This is a genomic window from Pelosinus baikalensis (assembly GCF_020819555.1).
Lineage (GTDB): Bacteria > Bacillota > Negativicutes > DSM-13327 > DSM-13327 > Pelosinus > Pelosinus baikalensis.
Genome location: NZ_JAJHJB010000105.1, coordinates 1 through 2,246, shown reverse-complemented (window position 1 = coordinate 2,246; position 2,246 = coordinate 1). Strand labels below are relative to the sequence as shown.

The following is a 2,246-nucleotide window of genomic DNA, read 5'->3' as shown; positions in this document are numbered from 1 at the left end:
CTATTGCAACAAAGGCCATAGTCCCAACCTTGGCAAGTTGCTGAGATGCTTCAGCATACTTTTCGGTTCGCTTGGCCAAGTTATCTAGCTTGGCAGAAATCCGATCTTGCATCTCAAATAATGCAAACATACTAGCCACCAGCTCATTTCCTCCTTCCCTTTTTCGCTGCTTTCTGAGCATCCTTTTTTTCCTGCTCCATCACAAGTTCCTCTGAAGCAAGTAAAAAAGACTTATGATACTCGTCCATAAGCCAAAAATCTTGCGGGAGGATATGATGACGCTGCCACATCCGATGAGCGAAAACTGCGTCATAGTTTCCGCTCTGAATTAGTTTTTTGCTTCTGCTACCAAATCCTCAATAGTATCATCAAAGCCATTGAGTTTAGAACACGTCTGAATCCATTCTGTATATTCCCCAGGTAAATTAAGTATTTCTTTGGCCAAATCTACAGGATCGATGCAATTATAAGATTGTAGTAACTCTGTATTCTTAAAGTCTGGGAATATCGTTGTTTCAATTCCGATTTTGCAAGAGAATCGATCTCGGTCAAAGCTCTCAATCCGTTGCCCTTTGGTATGCTTAATCGTTGTACAATCACTTTTAAGTTTATCAACGAGAGCAGTGGGAATTGCTTTAAACTTAAAAGGAATCGGCTGCCCTTTCTCATCTTCGTACAAGGTACTAATGACCTTTTCTTCCTCTGGTAATTGCTTTGCTTTACCCTTCATAAATGCTGACATGTCCATATAATATAAGCCTCCTATTAATAAATATAGACATGGCTCTTCGCCAAGTCTTACAGTGAATTTAACAGATTGATGTAATTGAAATCTTCAATAGTAAAAGGAATTTCGTCTTTAATTACGTCATCACTTTCAGAATCCATATTAATGATCGTTAGGCTATCAAAATTGATACCCGTTAACGCTATGCGCTCTACACCGCGCCCACTTGCCTTGTCGTCAATCGTAGCAATGCCATCGAGATACACATCCTCACCTGTATCCTTGTACTTTTGCATAAGAAGCCCAACATTGGAAGTGGCATGGAACTCAGTCACAGTGCCACTTCCTGACAAACCAGTTGTCTTATGCCCAGTCATTCGCACGCCAAGCCGTTTAATTTCCACTTTATTTTTTTCAATAGTCAATTCAAGCTTTACGGCGTTAAACATTTCAATACCATCTAGAAAAAAACGACCTTCTTTGGCCGAAATTGTATCCTGGCTTTTGTATTTTCCCATAATCACAGCCTCCTATCTTACGACTACATCAAAGTAGATTTTTTCCATAGAATCAACCGGCTGTACGCAAACTTTCGCCCATACTTCATCCCCAACAGACTTCTTCACATCGATGATGAAATCATTATCTTTATCCAGCTTCTGAATGGCTCCTGCGTCTTGGAGAGTTTGCAAATAACCATCAACAACGGCTTGTTTCAACAAAGCTTGCCCATCAGCGTTATTATCAATTTTGCCAATATAGCTGTCGGAGAAAGTCTTTAACAGATCATTATTCACATTGTCAAGCACCCGAATAACTCGATTCTTACTAAACCGCTGATTTTTAGTTTGATCGTAAGTGTGTAGGGAATTGATATCCTGCTCCACTTTCGTTTTCTCGCCATCAAACTGAAATACAAACTGACCAGCAAGCAATCCGTTAATATATCCAAGATTACTGAGTCTTGGATTTGCATCCACAGCACCTTCATAGGCAGAATAGGTAAGGGATTGAACGATCGAAGCTCCTGCAGTTGCACCAGCTACCCAAGGGACAGCACCTAAAGCATCCAAGGTGGTACCGTCATTTAGAATAACGCCATTTTTAACATTGATAACGCCTTCGTAATCAGCATTATAGTCAGCTAGAACACCCACAATCTTTTTACCCTCATCATCACGAAGCTTTTTTACCCAGGTGGCAAACGACACCTTAAGAGTCGGATCCGCCACTGGATACGCTACCACATTAAATAGTTGTGTCTCACAAGCAGATAGAAATTCAGTGTAATCGGAATTGATCACCGTTCCATTTGTACCGTTCGCAAGAGTCGTGCCGGCAGTTGCTGAAATAACACCATTCCCGCTGAATGTAACCCAGTCATTGGCCTGCAAGTCCTCAGCCTTTGCAACACTTTGCTCATCTTTTACACGGTCATCTACATAGGTTTTGACGTCCATGAGAGTTTCATCTACCACATTGACAGAGGCTTTGATAATAATGTCATTGCCTCTAGTTC

Annotated in this window: 3 protein-coding genes; all 3 read right to left on the bottom strand. The window is 41.1% G+C overall.

Annotated elements, in window-relative coordinates; all coding sequences use genetic code 11:
- Positions 1-328: 328 nt before the first annotated feature.
- Entirely contained in the window at positions 329-748 is a 420-nt protein-coding gene (locus LMF89_RS25245; RefSeq protein WP_229537568.1) for a phage tail assembly chaperone, read from the bottom strand.
- Positions 749-798: 50 nt separating this feature from the next.
- A complete protein-coding gene (locus LMF89_RS25240) occupies positions 799-1,245 on the bottom strand; it encodes a phage tail tube protein (protein ID WP_229537567.1) in 447 nt (148 codons plus the stop codon).
- A 12-nt stretch (positions 1,246-1,257) separates the two neighbouring features.
- On the bottom strand, positions 1,258-2,246 hold a 989-nt coding region (locus LMF89_RS25235), incomplete at its 5' end, for a phage tail sheath family protein (protein WP_229537566.1).

Bases quoted from the DNA above. Each gene is read 5' to 3' on its own strand.
- LMF89_RS25245 (WP_229537568.1), bottom strand. From the start codon at position 748: ATGGACATGTCAGCATTTATGAAGGGTAAAGCAAAGCAATTACCAGAG.
- LMF89_RS25240 (WP_229537567.1), bottom strand. From the start codon at position 1,245: ATGGGAAAATACAAAAGCCAGGATACAATTTCGGCCAAAGAAGGTCGT.